The organism is Prosthecobacter fluviatilis, from assembly GCF_055388355.1.
Genome location: NZ_AP043782.1, coordinates 6,115,678 through 6,130,236, shown reverse-complemented (window position 1 = coordinate 6,130,236; position 14,559 = coordinate 6,115,678). Strand labels below are relative to the sequence as shown.

General features: G+C 62.8%; 12 protein-coding genes. 8 read left to right on the top strand and 4 right to left on the bottom strand.

What is annotated here, in order from left to right; all coding sequences use genetic code 11:
• The first annotated feature begins 1 nt into the window (after position 1).
• From cobA to ACZ5WW_RS23955, 4 genes are all read left to right on the top strand, one after another.
• Entirely contained in the window at positions 2–1,528 is a 1,527-nt protein-coding gene (gene cobA, locus ACZ5WW_RS23970) for a uroporphyrinogen-III C-methyltransferase (protein ID WP_377163700.1), read from the top strand.
• A 64-nt stretch (positions 1,529–1,592) separates the two neighbouring features.
• Entirely contained in the window at positions 1,593–3,758 is a 2,166-nt protein-coding gene (locus ACZ5WW_RS23965; protein WP_377163698.1) for an ATP-binding protein, read from the top strand.
• A gap of 3 nt (positions 3,759–3,761) precedes the next feature.
• Positions 3,762–4,154 (top strand): response regulator, encoded by a 393-nt coding sequence (locus tag ACZ5WW_RS23960; protein ID WP_377163696.1) that lies wholly within the window; start codon positions 3,762–3,764, stop codon positions 4,152–4,154.
• Positions 4,151–6,562 carry a response regulator gene (locus ACZ5WW_RS23955; protein WP_377163694.1) on the top strand — a complete coding sequence of 804 codons (2,412 nt, stop codon included), beginning with the start codon at positions 4,151–4,153 and terminating at the stop codon, positions 6,560–6,562. The genes ACZ5WW_RS23960 and ACZ5WW_RS23955 overlap by 4 nt, the downstream gene beginning before the upstream one ends.
• A gap of 25 nt (positions 6,563–6,587) precedes the next feature.
• Here the strand turns inward: ACZ5WW_RS23955 and ACZ5WW_RS23950 are convergent, their stop codons facing one another.
• Complete coding sequence (locus ACZ5WW_RS23950) at positions 6,588–7,007, bottom strand: MarR family winged helix-turn-helix transcriptional regulator (protein WP_377163692.1); 420 nt, start codon at positions 7,005–7,007, stop codon at positions 6,588–6,590.
• A 166-nt stretch (positions 7,008–7,173) separates the two neighbouring features.
• On the opposite strand from ACZ5WW_RS23950, the gene ACZ5WW_RS23945 reads away from it, so the two are divergent.
• The 3 genes from ACZ5WW_RS23945 to ACZ5WW_RS23935 all read left to right on the top strand — a co-directional run bounded on the left by ACZ5WW_RS23945 (position 7,174) and on the right by ACZ5WW_RS23935 (position 10,301).
• Positions 7,174–8,877 carry a chloride channel protein gene (locus ACZ5WW_RS23945; RefSeq protein ID WP_377163690.1) on the top strand — a complete coding sequence of 568 codons (1,704 nt, stop codon included), beginning with the start codon at positions 7,174–7,176 and terminating at the stop codon, positions 8,875–8,877.
• Between the two features lie 109 nt (positions 8,878–8,986).
• The gene (locus ACZ5WW_RS23940; RefSeq protein ID WP_377163688.1) at positions 8,987–9,391 is read left to right on the top strand and encodes a hypothetical protein; all 405 of its coding nucleotides are present in this window, start codon (positions 8,987–8,989) and stop codon (positions 9,389–9,391) included.
• Between the two features lie 211 nt (positions 9,392–9,602).
• On the top strand, positions 9,603–10,301 hold the full coding sequence (locus ACZ5WW_RS23935; RefSeq protein ID WP_377163686.1) for an HPP family protein: 699 nt from the start codon (positions 9,603–9,605) through the stop codon (positions 10,299–10,301).
• A 12-nt stretch (positions 10,302–10,313) separates the two neighbouring features.
• Here the strand turns inward: ACZ5WW_RS23935 and ACZ5WW_RS23930 are convergent, their stop codons facing one another.
• Positions 10,314–11,003 (bottom strand): hypothetical protein, encoded by a 690-nt coding sequence (locus tag ACZ5WW_RS23930; protein ID WP_377163684.1) that lies wholly within the window; start codon positions 11,001–11,003, stop codon positions 10,314–10,316.
• Positions 11,004–11,032: 29 nt separating this feature from the next.
• Positions 11,033–12,133 (bottom strand): transporter substrate-binding domain-containing protein, encoded by a 1,101-nt coding sequence (locus ACZ5WW_RS23925; RefSeq protein WP_377163682.1) that lies wholly within the window; start codon positions 12,131–12,133, stop codon positions 11,033–11,035.
• Between the two features lie 98 nt (positions 12,134–12,231).
• Between ACZ5WW_RS23925 and ygfZ the strand changes: the two genes are divergently transcribed.
• A complete protein-coding gene (gene ygfZ, locus ACZ5WW_RS23920) occupies positions 12,232–13,119 on the top strand; it encodes a CAF17-like 4Fe-4S cluster assembly/insertion protein YgfZ (RefSeq protein ID WP_377163680.1) in 888 nt (295 codons plus the stop codon).
• 63 nt (positions 13,120–13,182) lie between these two features.
• On the opposite strand, the gene ACZ5WW_RS23915 is transcribed toward ygfZ, so the two are convergent.
• Complete coding sequence (locus ACZ5WW_RS23915) at positions 13,183–14,481, bottom strand: acetylxylan esterase (protein WP_377163678.1); 1,299 nt, start codon at positions 14,479–14,481, stop codon at positions 13,183–13,185.
• Between the last annotated feature and the right edge of the window lie 78 nt (positions 14,482–14,559).

Here is a 14,559-nt window from a genome sequence, read left to right as displayed (position 1 = left end):
CATGGCCACCAAGAAAACCACCCCTGGCATCTGTTACCTCGTCGGCGCCGGTCCCGGCGACCCCGGACTTCTCACGCTCAAGGGAAAGGAATGCATCGAGGCGGCGGACGTGCTCGTTTACGACTACCTCTGCAACCCCGCGCACCTGCGCTATGCCAAGGACGGCGCGGCCAGCATCTACGTGGGCAAGAAAGCCGGCGACCACACCCTCTCCCAGGAAGAGATCAACAAGCTCATCGTCAAGCTCACCACCGAGGGCAAGACCGTCACCCGTCTCAAGGGCGGTGATCCCGTGCTCTTTGGCCGCGGGGCCGAGGAAGCCGCCGAGCTGCGTGAAGCCGGTGTGAAGTTTGAGATCGTCCCCGGCATCACCTCCGCCATCGCAGGCCCGGCCTATGCCGGCATCCCGGTCACCCACCGCTCCCACGCCTCCCAGCTCACCATCTTCACCGGCCACGAAGACCCCACCAAGCCGGACACCTCGCTCGACTACGCCAAGCTGGCGCAGGCAGACGGCACCAAGGTCTTCCTCATGGGCGTGGAGCGCATCGAGGAGATCACCCGCGAATTTTTGAAGCACGGCGCCAAGCCGGAAACCCCCGTGGCACTCGTGCGCTGGGCCACGCACACCCACCAGCAAACACTCACCGGCACGCTGGCAGACATCGCCGCCAAGGTGAAGGCCGCAGGCTTCAAGGCCCCCGCAGTCGCCGTCATCGGAGACGTCGTCACCGAGCGCCCGCAGCTCAACTGGTTTGAAGAGCGCCCGCTGTTTGGCAAAAAAATCGTCGTCACCCGCACACGCGCCCAGGCCAGTGTGCTCAGCAAGCAGCTTTCCGCGCTCGGGGCCGACGTCATCGAGATCCCCACCATCCGCATCGCGCCGGTGGAAGACCAGATGTCCTTTGGCGAACTCGTGCAGGACTGCCACACCTACGACTGGATCATCTTCACCAGCCCGAACGGCGTGGACGCCTTCTTCACCATGTTTGACAAGCTCTACAACGACACCCGTAGCATCGGCGGCGTGCGCATCGCCTGCATCGGGCCCGGCACCGCAGAAAAGGTGAAGGCCCGCCATCTGGCCGTGGACCTCATGCCAGACAAGAAAAACTACGTCGCCGAAGGCCTCGTCAAAGCCTTCAAGGACCACCAGGACATGGAAAACGTGAAGGTGCTCTGGGTCCGCGCCCAGGAGACGCGCGAAGTCATCGCCAACGAACTCAGCGGCATGGGCGCCATCGTCGATGAAGCGGAGGCCTACCGCACCATCGCCGAAACGGAGGACAACCTCGAAGCCCTCGCCCGCCTCAAGGAAGAAGGCGCAGACATGATCACCTTCACCAGCGCCTCCACCTTCGAGCATTTCCTCAATCTCAAAGTCCCGCTGCCGGAAGGCATCAAGATCGCCAGCATCGGCCCCGTGACCAGTGCCGCCATCAAGGCCCACGGCTTCAAGGTGGACGTGGAGGCGCAGGAAAACAGCATCCCCGGCCTCGTCTCTGCGGTGGAGAAGTATTGGAAATAAAACAACGCTGGCATTCTGCGGGAAGCTTCGCATAAGAGAGGCAGGCCATCCGGCTTGCCCCTAGATGATTGACTCTGCCGATCCATCCTCAAGCCGCCCCGAGAGCCCGAGCAGCCTCCAGGCGCTGCAGGAGCACCAGCTCGAAATTGAGCGGCTCAGGCGCCTGTATGCCGCGCTCAGCCAGATCAACCACGCCATCGTGAGGAAACCGCAGCGCGAGGAGCTTTTCAAAAAAATCTGCACCGTGCTGGTCGGGCATGGAGGCTTCCTCATGGCCTGGATCGGCTGGAATGACCCGGAAACCAAGCGGCTCATGCCGGTGGCGGAGTGCGGCGACACCGGCGGCTATCTCCACAACATCCAGATTTACACCGATGAGCGGCCGGAAGGCCAGGGCCCCTCAGGCACGGCGTTTCGTGAAGGCAGGCCCTACATCTGCAATGACCTGCTGAATGACCCCGCCACCCTGCCCTGGCGTGCGGAGGCAGGCCGCCGCAACCTGCGCGCGTCCGCCGTGTTTCCCATCCGGCAAAAGGGCGCGGTGTGTGGCACGCTGAATGTCTATGCGGCAGAGCCGGGTTTCTTCCAGGACCAGGAAATCGCGCTGCTGGAAGAGGCGGCCATGGACGTCTCCTTTGCGCTGGAAAACCTGGAGCGTGAGGCACTGCGGCAGCATGCCCAGGAGGAGGCGGAAAACGAAAGGCTCTTCATGGAAACCATGATCGAGAGCATGCCGGGCATCGTGTATTTTTACAACGAGCAGGGCAAGTTTTTGCGCTGGAACCAGAACTTCTCCACCGTCTCCGGGTACAGCAGCGAGGAGATCGCGCAGATGCATCCGCTGGATTTTTTTGGCTCCGAGCACAAGACGGAGGTCGCTCACCGCATCGCCCAGACTTTTGAGACGGGGGCATCCGCTGTCGAAGCTCCCTTCATGTGCCGGGACGGCAGCAGCAGGCCGTATTTTTTCACCGGGCGGCGCGTGGTGTTCAGGGGCACCACCTGCCTGGTGGGCATGGGCATTGACATCTCGGAGCGTCATGCCGCGGAGCAGGCGCTGCAAAAGAGCGAGCAGCGCTACCGCAGCACGCTGGACAACATCCTCGAAGGCTGCCAGCTGCTCGATTTCGAATGGCGCTACCTCTACCTCAACGACGCGGCGTCCATCCAAAACCGCCGGCCAAAAACCGAGCTGCTCGGCAGCCGCATGCAGGACGCCTGGCCCGGCATCGAGCAGTCCAGGGTGTTTGCCCTGATCCGGCGCTGCCTGGAGGAGAGGCTGCCGTTCCATGAGGAAACAGAGTTCATTTTTCCCGACGGCGAAACTGGCTGGTTCGATGTACGCGGCCAGCCGGTGCCCGAAGGCGTCTTCCTGCTTTCCATCGACATCACCGAGCGCCACCAGGCCGAGGTGGCGCTGCGCGAACTCAACGAGAGCCTGGAGGCCAAGGTAGCCACGCGCACCACCGAGCTGGAGGCCGCGCGTGTGCGCGCTGAGGCGGCGGACCGGCTCAAATCCGCCTTTCTCGCCACCATGTCGCATGAGCTGCGCACGCCGCTGAACTCCATCATAGGATTCACCGGCATCCTCCTTCAAGGCCTGGCCGGGCCCCTGAACGCTGAACAAAGCAAGCAGCTCGGCATGGTGCGCACCAGCGCACGCCATCTGCTGGAGCTGATCAACGATGTGCTCGATCTTTCCAAAATCGAAGCGGGCCAGCTCGAACTGCGCGCCACATCATTTGACATCCCAGCCTCCATCGAACGCGTGACCGCCACCGTGAAGCCGCTGGCTGCAGCCAAGGAGCTCACGCTGACCACCGTGCTCTCCCCCGCGCTCGCCACCATGGAGAGCGACCAGCGCCGCGTGGACCAGATCCTGCTCAACCTCCTGAACAACGCCATCAAGTTCACCGATCAGGGCCACGTCACCCTTACGGCCGAGCCGGTCCCGGATTTCCAGCCCTCACCGGAACTCCCGCCGCAGCCTGCCGTGCGGCTTTCGGTGACGGACACCGGCATCGGCATCAGGCCGGAGGATCTCAGCAAGCTGTTTCAACCCTTCCGCCAGATCGACAGCGGCCTCACCCGCCAGCATGACGGCACGGGGCTGGGACTGGCGATCTGCCACCGTCTCACCTCCCTGCTCGGGGGAAAAATCTCCGCCACCAGTGAATGGTCCAAAGGCAGCACCTTCACCGTCATCCTCCCGCTGCAAGCACCCGCCTGAGCCATGAGCCGCACCATCCTATTGATCGAGGACAACGAGCAGAACCGCTACCTGAGCACATTCCTGCTGGAGCAGCACGGCCACCGGGTCGTGTCCGCCCCGGACGGCCTGCGCGGCATCGAGCTGGCCCGCACCCTGGGCCCTCACCTGATCCTGCTCGACATCCAGCTGCCCACCATGGACGGCTACGCCGTCGCCCAAGCCCTGCGCGGCATCGAGTCCTTGCGTGACATTCCGATCATCGCCGTCACCTCCTACGCCATGGTCGGCGACCGCGAGAAAGCCCTCGCCTCCGGCTGCAACGGCTACATTGAAAAACCGATCAATCCCGACACCTTCGTGGCGGAAATTGAACGCCACATCCCGTCCAACATCCCACCTCATCGCTCTCCATGACGCGTGCCCTGATCGTAGATGACAAAGAGGAGAATCTCTACTACCTGCAGGTTCTGCTCACCGGCCACGGCTGCGAGGTCATCACCGCGCGACACGGGGCCGAAGCCCTGGTCAAAGCCCGTCAGGCACCGCCGGACGTCGTCATCTCAGACCTGCTCATGCCCGTGATGGACGGCTACACCCTGCTGCGCCACTGGAAGGCGGACGCGCAGCTCCGGAATATCCCCTTCATCGTTTACACGGCCACCTACACCGAGGCGGAGGACGAGCGGCTGGCACTCAGCCTGGGCGCAGACGCCTTCATCCTCAAACCAGCCGAGCCGGAGGACTTCATCGCCCGCCTGAAGGAAGTGCAGAGCCATGACTCGGCTGCCAGCCCGCCGACCCCACGTAGCCCCGCAGGCGATGAAAAGGCCCTGCTCAAGGTTTACAGCGAGACCCTCATCCGCAAGCTCGAGGAGAAAAGCCTGCAGCTGGAAGAGGCCAACCGCGCCCTCCAGCAGGACATTGCCAAAAGCAAGCACATGGAGGCGCAGATACGCCAGACCAGCAACCTCCTCCACGCCATGGCGGACGGCATCCCCGACGCTGTCTTCGTCAAAGATTTGCAGGGCCGTTACCTGCTTTTCAACAAGGGTGCCTCACGACTGGTCGGCCGCCCGGTGGAAGCTGTGCTGGGGCAGGACGACACCACGATCTTCAGCCCTGAAGACGCCCGCTTTGTAATGGCAAACGACCGCGAAGTGATGATCTCCGGCCAGACCCAGATGGTGGAGGAGGTGCTCACCGCCGCGGGTGTGACGCGAACCTATCTGGTGTCCAAGGCTCCGTACCGCGACAGCCAGGGGAACATCATCGGCATCATCGGCATCTCCCGTGACATCACTGAGCGCAAGCAGGCTGAGAACAAGATTCACGAACAGGCCACTCTGCTGGACAAGGCGCAGGACGCCATCGTGGTGCGGGATCTGGAACATCGGATTCTTTACTGGAACCGCAGCGCCGAACGGCTCTATGGCTGGACGTCGAAGGAAGCCGTGGGGCGCTCCATCAAAGAACTGCTCTACCAAAACCCGGCCCCATTCCTGGCCGCCACCAGCGAGACTCTGGAGAAAGGCGAGTGGGTCGGGGAGATCCATCAGTACAACAGGGATGGAAAAACCCTCACCATCGAAGGCCGCTGGACTCTTGTCCGCGATGATCTGGGCCGCCCCAGCAGCATTCTGGCCATCAACACAGACATCACCGAGCGCAAAAAGCTGGAGCAGCAGTTCCTGCGCACCCAACGCATGGAAAGCATCGGCACACTGGCCGGCGGCATCGCGCATGACCTCAACAATGTGCTGGCCCCCATCCTGATGTCCATTGAGCTGCTGCGACTCCAGGAAAAGGACGCACGCAGGCTCGACATCCTCAAGACCATCGAAACCAGCGCCAAACGCGGGGCGGACATGGTCAAACAGGTGCTATCCTTTGCACGTGGCGTCGAGGGCCGGCAGGTGGAGGTGCAGATCGGGCACCTGCTGCGCGAGATCGAAAAAATGGCCAACGAGACCTTCCTCAAAAGCATCCATGTCTCCTGTGACGTACCCACCGGGCTCTGGACGGTCCTCGGGGACCCCACCCAGCTGCACCAGGTGCTGCTAAACCTCTGCGTCAATGCACGGGATGCGATGCCCACAGGAGGACGCCTCCTGCTCTCTGCCAGAAACCTGCAGGTGGATGACCAGTACGCGGCCATGAATCCCGGTGCCAAACCCGGCCCGCATGTCGTCGTTGTCGTGGAGGACAATGGCAGCGGCATGCCACCCGAGGTCATCGAGCGCATCTTCGAGCCCTTTTACACCACCAAAGAACTCGGCAAAGGTACCGGGCTGGGGCTTTCCACCACACAGGCCATCGTCAAAGGGCATGGCGGTTTCATCCACGTGCAAAGCGACCTCGAAGTCGGGACCAAGTTCAGTGTCTTTCTGCCAGCCCAGACGGCGGGAGCCCCCCTGGCAGTCACGGCCGAAAACGATCTGCCACGTGGCAATGACGAACTCGTCCTGGTCATTGATGACGAGGCCTCCGTGCGGCAGATCACCCGTCAGACTCTGGAGATCTTCGGCTATCGCGTCCTGCTCGCCGCAGACGGCACCGAGGCCGCAGGCATCTATGTCATGCGGAAAAATGAAATCCGCGCGGTGATCACAGACATGATGATGCCGGAGATGGACGGCGCGGCCATCATCCCGGTGCTGCTGCGTATCAATCCGGATGTCCGCATCATCGCCTCCAGCGGCATCAGCACAGGCGGCATGGCGTCAAAAGCCGTCAACGCAGGCGTCAAATATTTCCTCCCCAAGCCCTACACAGCCGAAACGCTGCTCAAAACTCTGAACCAGGCTTTGCAAACCCCGGCCTGAGAGCAGAGACGCCGCAGTCCACTCCTCACTGCCCCAGGCTCTGCAGCAGAGTGCTCAGCTCCGGCCCGATGCGGCGCAGCTGCTCGCGGTGCAGGGCGGACAGTTCCTCCAGCACGGCCTCTCCACGCGCCGTCAGGCGTATGTTCACACAGCGCCGGTCCTCGGCGGAGGCGTCTCGCTGCACCAGCTTTTCCAGCACCAGACGGTCCACCAGCCCCACGGCGCTGTGGTGCTTGATCTGCAGGCGCTCCGCCAGCTCCCCGACGGTCACGTAATCCCGCCCCGGAAACCCCTTGATGGCCAGCAGCGCCTGGTGCTGCTGCGGAGTCAGGCCTGCCGCGCCTGCGGCATCTTCGCTGAAACGCAGGAATTTCCGCAGGGCAAAGCGGAACGACGCCAGGCTTTCGTACTGGGGTTTGGAGATGATTCTGCGGTTGGGCATCATGGCTGGTGAAGCATTTTCCGGGCCCGGGAGGCCATCGATGTTTGACATATATCGTAATACGATACAATTTGACTGAATGCCAGTCCAACCAAGCCTGACAGCCGATATCGTGCCCCCAAGCCAAGCCCCTCCAGGCAGACTGGCTGATTTCACCACCTGCCCGCGCGTGCTTCTCATTTCTGCGGCGGCGCTGGTGGTGGGCCTTATCAGCACCCTGGCCGCGTATGCCCTGACCTGGCTGATCTCGGTGATCACCCATCTGGCCTTCTACCAGCACTGGTCCGCCCTGCCGGCCACCCCGCAGGGCCACCACCTCGGGGTGTGGGTCATCATTGTACCGGTGATCGGCGCCGTCATCATCGGCCTGATGGCACGCTTTGGCTCGGAGAAGATTCGTGGTCATGGCATCCCCGAGGCGCTGGAGGCCATCCTGCTGGGGCGCAGTTTCATCCAGTTGAAAGTCGCCCTCCTCAAGCCGCTCTCCGCAGCCATCTCCATCGGCACAGGCGGGCCGTTTGGCGCCGAAGGCCCCATCATCATGACCGGCGGCGCGCTGGGCTCCCTCTTTGCGCAGCGCTTTTCCCTCAGCCCGGCGGAGCGCAAAACGCTGCTCGTCGCAGGTGCCGCAGCCGGCATGACGGCCATCTTTTCCACCCCGGTGGCCGCCGTGCTGCTGGCCGTGGAGCTGCTGCTTTTTGAGTGGAAACCCCGCAGCTTCATCCCTGTGGTCACGGCCGTCAGCGTCGCCGCCGTCTTTCGCGTCTTCATTCTGGGCAGCGGGCCGGTCTTCCCCACCCTCCCGCACGCCACCGCCTCCGGCACAGAGATGGCCTGCGCCGCGCTCGTAGGCCTGCTGGTGGGCTTTGGCGCCGGCCTGCTGACGCTGCTTGTCTATGGCTTTGAAGACTTGTTTCAAAAACTGCCCCTGCACTGGATGTGGTGGCCGGCCATCGGCGCATTGGTCGTCGGCATCGGCGGGGTGTTTGAGCCCCGGGTGCTGGGCGTCGGCTATGAAGCCATCCACTCCCTGCTCCGTGGCGAGATCGTGGGCTCCGCAGTGCTCGGCCTCCTGCTGGCCAAGGCTCTCGTCTGGTCTGCGGCGCTCGGCTCCGGTACCTCCGGCGGTGTGCTGGCTCCGCTGCTCATCATGGGCAGCTCCATCGGTGCCGCGTTGGCCCCCTGGCTGCATGCTGGAGATGCCGGCATGTGGGCGCTGGTGGGCATGACGGCGATGATGAGCGGCTCCATGCGCTGCCCCTTCACCGCCATGCTCTTTGGCGCAGAGCTCACCTCCGACTACCACCTGCTACCAGCCCTCATGCTGGGCTCCGTGGTCTCCTTCGGGGTGAACGTCCTCCTGATGAAGCGCTCCATCCTCACCGAAAAGCTTTCCCGACGCGGCCAGCACATCACCTGCGAGTACAGCATCGACCCCTTTGAATTCACCCGCGTGCAGGACGTCATGGACACCACGCCCCCCACCGTGCCTGCGCATCTGCCCCTGCGGGAGTACGCCGCACGCATCGCGTCCGCAGAGGATGTACTGAACAAGCGGCAGGCCACCCTGCTGCTCGATGATCACAACAGGCTGACCGGCATCATCACCCGTGGCGATGTCATCCGCGCCTTGCAGCATCCAGAGGCAGACAGCCTGACGGTGGCAGGCATAGGCTCGCGCCATCTCATCGTCACCTATCCCGCCGAACCTCTGCACACCGCGCTGGCCAGGATGCTCGAGCACAACATCGGCCGGCTCCCCGTCGTCGATCCCGCCGCGCCTGCACAGGTGCTCGGTTATCTGGGCCGGGCGGCCATCCTCTCCGCCCGCCTGCGGTTCCACCACGAGGAAAAGATCCATCCCAAAGGCTGAAGCGCAGCCGCCTCCACCCTACCCCTCATGCTGCTCCTCCTCAAAACCCTGCTGATCAAGCTCCTCATAGCCGCGAGTGCCGCCGGGATCATCTACGCCCTCTGCTGACATGCCGCGTTTCCGCTACTTCCGTGATGCGTTATTCATCACTGCCTGCCTGGCCTATGGCATCAACCGCTGCCTCATCAAGCCGTACGTCGCGCCTGGTTTCATGACGTGTCACTTCAATGACCTGTGGCTCATCCCCTGCGCCCTGCCGCCCGTGCTCTGGCTGCACCGCCTCCTGGGCCTGCGCGGAGATGACGCGCCGCCCAGGCCTGCGGAGATCGCAGTGCATCTCGTGTTCTGGTCATGGGTGTTTGAGTGGGCCCTTCCCCGAGCCACCCATGCCATGGGAGACCCTGCCGATGTCGTTGCTTACGCCGCAGGGGCGCTCCTGGCAGGCCTCTGGTGGAACAGCCAGAGCTTCCTCTCCGCAGCCACCCACCCTGCCCAGCCTTCTCCTTCACGATGAAGCAGCCTGCGTCCGCCAAAACGGCTCCTGCTAAAAATGTGAGGGACCACACCAAGGGAAAGACGCGACCAGTCAGGCGGACCCGCCGGGCGGCCGCTCCTGAGGCCGAAGCCGAACCCCGGTGCTACACCAGCCCCCCTTGCTACCTCGCCGAATTTTCCAGTGAGGACTTCGCTGAACAAACTTCAAAATAGAAAAGCACCCCTCCCCAGTGCCCACCCCCAAACTGCGCCAATGGCTCGGCATCGAGCTGATCGAAGTCAGCGTCACTGAAAAAGCCGTCTCCGCCCTCGGCGGCGGGCTGGCCATTCTGGCTTTGATTACCATCTCCACGCATGCCCTGCCCGCAGGTGGTGCCGCCGCGCTCATCACCTCCATGGGGGCCAGCGCCGTGCTGCTCTTTGGTGTGCCTCACGGCCAGCTCTCCCAGCCGTGGCCGGTCATCGCCGGGCATGGAGTCTCCGCGCTTATTGGTGTCGCCTGTGCGCAGTTCATAGCTCACCCCGCCATCGCCGCCGCCTGCGCCGTCGGCCTGGCCATCGGAGCCATGCAGCAGCTCAAGTGCATCCATCCTCCCGGCGGTGCCACTGCATTCACCGCCGTCATGGGTGGCAGCGCCATTCACCAGCTCGGCTTCAGCTTCGTCGTCTTCCCCGTGCTCACCAATGCCCTCGTAATGGTGCTGCTGGCCGTTGTCATCAACTACGCCTTCCACTGGCGGCGCTATCCCAGCTCCCTCAACCGCCCCACCCATGCGCCGCAGCCCAGCATTGCCGAAAACGAGTCCCTGCCCACACACGAGGAAATCATCGCCGCCATCCGCTCCCTCGACTCCTTCGTGGACATCAGCGAAGACGATCTCCTCCGGCTGCTTGAGGTGCTGAGAACACATCCCGGCAGGAATGCGTAACCCGCCTGGGATTCACTTCCCGTCCCTCTGTGTCATCACCGTCACCACCAGAATAAAGAAGCACATGACCACCGAGAACAACGGAAACTGCAGAGCCGCCGGCAGGCTGTAAACAAGGGCCAGCGCGGGGATCCAGACCAGCCAGTTGGTGATGAGCACCGTCGGGCAGGTGCGGGTCCAGAATTCGTGGTCCAGCGTAGGCCGCGTGCGTTTCCATGAGCCGCCCTGCTCCACCCAGCGCAGTGCGATGACATACGTCGGCACAAACCAGATCGGGCTCATGACGAACTGGTCCACCAGCACCTTCTTCACCAGCGTGGCGGCATCATGCGCATCTCCAAACAGCCAGGTCTGGAAATGGTAAAAGAGATCGATCTCCATGCCGCGATAACCCCAGAACAGCATGAGCAGCAGCAGACGCTTTCCACCGCCGTCCTTCGGCAGCGTGCCCATGATCCGCTGGATGCCCGTGGGCATGAGCGCCGCGGCAAACATGGTGGAGACACAGGAAAAGGCGAAGTCCCAGCGGGTTTTGAATGCGCCCACCGACTCCCAAAAGCCCGCCAGCGCAGGCACCTGGTAGTAGCTGACCACCAGGGCCACGGCGAACGCGTTGAGCACCAGGCATGGGACGCGGTTCTGCCGAAACACCGCCATGATGGTGGCCAGAATGCCGGGCGTTGAGGAAGAGGAGGGAGGCATGGTCAGGATCAGAGCAAAGCGCCGCTCTCTTAGTGGTCCTCGCCGAAGTATTTCTTCCGCAGTTCGTTGCCCACCCCTTGCTCGGTGAGCTTCAGCAGGGCCTGGTTCAGGCTCTCGCGCAGCGTGCTGTCCTGCTGCAGCGCAAACGCGTAATTCTGGCGCTCAAAGACCGGGCCGACCATCTGCAGCTTTTCGTCATTCAGCTTGCGGGCTTCATACTGCAGCACCGGAGCATCATAGACCACCGCGTCCACGTCCTCCGCCTTGAGGGCCAGCACACCTTCTGTGATCGTCGCAAACGTCTCCACCCTGGCCCCCTTGGCCGCCAGCCAGCTCTCTGCCGTGCTGCCTTTGACCGTGGCCACCTTGCGGCCGGGAAGATCGCCCGGACCATTGATGTCCCCTTTGAGAGTGTTGATCGTCAGGGTGGTGGTGAAGGAGGCGGTGAGCAGCGAGACAAGCACAATGCTCAGCAGCATCCAGATGATGGCCACAATGCGGCCCCCGACCCCGACGGGCCCTTTGTTGTCCGCCCCGCCGACAAGCAGCGTGCTGATCGTCCACCAGAAGGACTCCCACATGCCCGCCTTGTAATCCTTTGGCCACATGTCGCTGTTCACCTTGTGCTCATAGCGCCAGACGAGGTGCGAGATGATGAACATCGTCACCATGAGCAATGCGAAAGCCCCGATCAGCTCGACGTTGAAGAGATTTTTGACCAGGGCCATGAGATTGTCCGCAAAGCTGCCGCTGGCGCCGGAGACCAGCACCTGCAGGCCGGACTCATAAAAGGGCTGTGAAAAATCGATGACCTCCTCACGCTTTGAAGTGACGCTGATGGCGCCCACTCCCACATCCGCCGTTTTGTTCTTCAGCGCGTCGATGACCTCCTGCGCGGTCTGCACCACATGGACCTCGTAGTCCAGCCTCGCCTCACGTGCCAGCTGGTCCCAAAGCTCCGCCGCATAGCCCACACGGCGGCCGTCTTTTTCAAAGGAGAAAGGCTCCAGGTTGCGGGTGACGACTCGCAGCTTCCTGCCGGCAGGAGCAGCCACCGGAGCCTGGGCAGCGGCCTCCGCAGCAAGCCCCAGGATGGCAACAGCAGAAAGGAAGAGCAAGAGAACGCGCATGCAAGGTGCGCCGACTCTGCCCTGCGCCCGTTTCGAGTCAATACAATCCCAAGGCTTTGCCCGCTTGCGGCAGCGCCGCGTCTGCACATTCATGCAGCATGAACGCCGAGCTGTATCAGCAAATCATTGCCCACGGAGCCGCCGTGGATCTTTCCTCCCGCGCCAAGTTCCGTCTCACCGGAACTGACCGCATTCGCTACCTCAACGGCCAGGTCACCAATGACGTGCGCCGGGCCAAAACGGACGAAACCCTCTACGCCTGCGTGACCGATGTGAAGGGCCGCATCGCCGGCGATGTCTTCGTCCATGCCTACCATGACGCCCTTCTGCTCGATGCCGAACCCGAACTCCACGAACCGCTGGCCATGCGACTGGAGCGCTACATCGTGGCAGATGACGTGGAACTCACCGATATGACAGAGGAGTGGCATCTCTGGCACGTCTGGGGTGATGCGGGCACTCTTGCCCGCATCGAGAGCGCTCCTTACGCGGAAGATCGTCCTCACCACCTCCTGCACTCCACCCGCTACGGCTCACCAGGCCTGGACCTGTGGCTCCCCGGCTTCCTCGCCGATCCGATATTCGATGGTCTTTCTGTGCTGACCGACGCCGACCTCGAAACCTGGCGCATCCTGCAAAAGGTCCCCCGCTGGCCCCATGAGCTCAACACCGAAACATTCCCACCGGAGGCCGGTCTCGAAGCTAGGGCCATGGATTTTGCCAAAGGCTGCTACATCGGCCAGGAGGTGCTTTCACGCATCAAGACCACCGGCAAGATGCCGCGGGAGATGATCGCCTTTGAGACGGAACTTACCGTGAATGCCGGAGACGAGCTCTGGACTGAAAAAGCCGTCGGCAAGGTCACCAGCGTGGCAAAACACCCCGCATCCGACCTGACCGTCGGACTGGCGATGGTCAGGCAGGGCGCGGCACCGGAAGGTCTGCACCTCGGCGGCAGCTCAGGGCCGCTGCTGAGGCAGTGCTAGACCGGCTCTCGAAAAGCCGGACTGCACTCAGCCACCCCCCAGCGGGGGCAGACGACGCCGGCTTTACTTACCCTTGCTCTCACGCACGTGCTTCAGCGCCGCCGCCTGCATAAACTTGCTGGCCGCAGGCGTGCTGGTATGCCCGGAAAGAATGTCGGCGTGCATTTCCTTCGGAATCGTCAGGGCATTGTAGGCCGCATACACGCTGGTGGGCGGGCAGGTGGTGTCGATAAAGCCCACAGTGACTGCGGCCCCTTGGCACTTGGCGCGGATGGCAAAGTTCACATTGTCAAAGTAACGCGACGCCTGCAGAGCCTCGGCGTCAGGTTTGCCGCTGGCGTCGTTGGGCACGATCTTGGGCCAGCCGCTGATGCGGTTCGCCTGGCTGCCGGTATGGTCGCAGCCAGCAGGCACCCCGGCGCAGATGAAGGACACGCGTGAGTCCAGCCCTGCGGCGGCAAAGGCCTGAAAGCCACCCTGGCTGGCTCCGTAAACGATGAGGGTCTTGCCATCCCACTCAGGCTGGGCAGTGAGGAAGTCGATGGCGCGGATCAGACGCAGAAACATGCCTTTGAAGTAAATCTTCTCGCGGTCCTTGACGCCTTCGATGCGGTAATCCTTCAGTTCTCCGGCAGCCAGTGCGTCGTAGAACTCCTTGGGTTTGCCGTTGGGCAGACCGTGGGCATTGATGTCCATGGAAAGCATGCCTCCCTCATTGAGCGCCCAGGACACGGCCCCGAGATTCGAGCTGCGCACACCGGCACCGTGCACATGGAGAATGGCGGGGAGGGACTTGGGCTTTGCACCCACCGGTCTGCCGAAGTAACCACTCACCGGCTTGCCACCCGCGCATTCGATCTGCACGTCAAATGCTTCAACTCCCTTCGGCACGCCAGCGGTCACCGAAGTGAGCGTGGGTTTCAGGGGCACCTGCGCCAGAGCCGCCTTTTGCGCAGCCCAGAACGCATCAAAATCCCCCGGCACGGGCATGCTGGGCTTGAGCAGCAGCGGATCATAACCCGCAGCGGCCATGGCCGAGGCCTTGTCACTCGTCACCCGCATGAGCAGAAAGCCGGGCTCATCCAGCTTGCCGATGAGCGTCGCCTTGCCGTCCTTCAGAGCCAGTGTCTGGGGCGGCTGCGGCTGCACACCGTCCTTGGAAAGCACACACACCACCTTTCCCTCAGCCAGCGGCTTGCCATCCTGCAGAGCCTCAATGGTGAAGGTCGCGGTCTCACCCACCTTGTACAAGGCGTCCGGGTGGTCCGTGCTGGCCTTGAGGGTGAGCCCCGGAGCGGGTGTCTGCGCCTGCAGACCGAGGGAGAAAAAGAGACACAATGCGGAGAACAGTGTAAATTTCATGCTCGTCCAGCATGTAAAGGCCCCGCCGCGAATCAATCTTCATTCATCCGGCATGAGATCGGCTCTTGATCGTGCCTG

Bases quoted from the DNA above. Each gene is read 5' to 3' on its own strand.
- ACZ5WW_RS23955 (WP_377163694.1), top strand. From the start codon at position 4,151: ATGACGCGTGCCCTGATCGTAGATGACAAAGAGGAGAATCTCTACTAC.
- ACZ5WW_RS23950 (WP_377163692.1), bottom strand. From the start codon at position 7,007: ATGATGCCCAACCGCAGAATCATCTCCAAACCCCAGTACGAAAGCCTG.
- ygfZ (WP_377163680.1), top strand. From the start codon at position 12,232: ATGAACGCCGAGCTGTATCAGCAAATCATTGCCCACGGAGCCGCCGTG.
- ACZ5WW_RS23940 (WP_377163688.1), top strand. From the start codon at position 8,987: ATGCCGCGTTTCCGCTACTTCCGTGATGCGTTATTCATCACTGCCTGC.
- cobA (WP_377163700.1), top strand. From the start codon at position 2: ATGGCCACCAAGAAAACCACCCCTGGCATCTGTTACCTCGTCGGCGCC.
- ACZ5WW_RS23915 (WP_377163678.1), bottom strand. From the start codon at position 14,481: ATGAAATTTACACTGTTCTCCGCATTGTGTCTCTTTTTCTCCCTCGGT.
- ACZ5WW_RS23925 (WP_377163682.1), bottom strand. From the start codon at position 12,133: ATGCGCGTTCTCTTGCTCTTCCTTTCTGCTGTTGCCATCCTGGGGCTT.
- ACZ5WW_RS23960 (WP_377163696.1), top strand. From the start codon at position 3,762: ATGAGCCGCACCATCCTATTGATCGAGGACAACGAGCAGAACCGCTAC.
- ACZ5WW_RS23930 (WP_377163684.1), bottom strand. From the start codon at position 11,003: ATGCCTCCCTCCTCTTCCTCAACGCCCGGCATTCTGGCCACCATCATG.
- ACZ5WW_RS23965 (WP_377163698.1), top strand. From the start codon at position 1,593: ATGATTGACTCTGCCGATCCATCCTCAAGCCGCCCCGAGAGCCCGAGC.